Annotated in this window: 1 protein-coding gene; it reads left to right on the plus strand. The window is 58.1% G+C overall.

What is annotated here, in order from left to right; genetic code table 11:
• On the plus strand, positions 1 to 699 hold a 699-nt coding region (locus ACSBQV_RS24220; protein ID WP_143557340.1), incomplete at both ends, for an MlaD family protein.

Raw genomic sequence — 699 nt, forward strand, 5'->3', positions numbered from 1 at the left:
CGCAGGATTCGCTGTATACCGTGCATAAAGACTACCTGCTGTTCTTCTCCGATTCGGTACGCGGCCTGCAGCCGGGCGCGCCGGTCGAGTTCCGCGGCATCCGTCTGGGGACGGTGGCGCAGGTGCCATTCTATAAAGAGGGCATGGCGCAGCGCCTGGACAACGATTACCGCATTCCGGTGCTGATCCGCATCGAGCCGGATCGGCTTCATAAACAGCTGGGGGACAACATCGATATCGAAGCGCATCTAAAAGACGCGGAATCCCGCGGCATGCGCGCCTCGATGAAGTCCGCCAACCTGCTGACCGGTTCGCTGTACATCGATCTCGACTTCTATCCGCAGGAGAAACCGTGGAAAGGGCCGCGCGAGCTGTTCGGTTATCCGCTGATGCCGACCACCAGCGGCGGTCTGGCGCAGATCCAGCAGAAACTGATGCAGACGCTGGATAAGATTAATTCGATGCCGATCAATCCGATGATCAGCGAAGCGACCAAGACGCTGGCAGAAAGCCAGAAAACCATGAAGTCGACGCAGCAGACCATGAAGTCGTTGAACGACATCATCGCCAGTAAAGAGATGCAGGCGCTGCCGCAGGACATGCAGAAAACGCTGCTGGAGCTGAACCGCAGCATGAAAGGGTTCCAGCCTGGTTCACCGGCTTACAACAAGATGGTGGGCGACATGCAGCGCCTCGATC

It is taken from the genome of Serratia sp. B501 (assembly GCF_051172315.1).
Classification (GTDB): domain Bacteria; phylum Pseudomonadota; class Gammaproteobacteria; order Enterobacterales; family Enterobacteriaceae; genus Serratia; species Serratia ureilytica.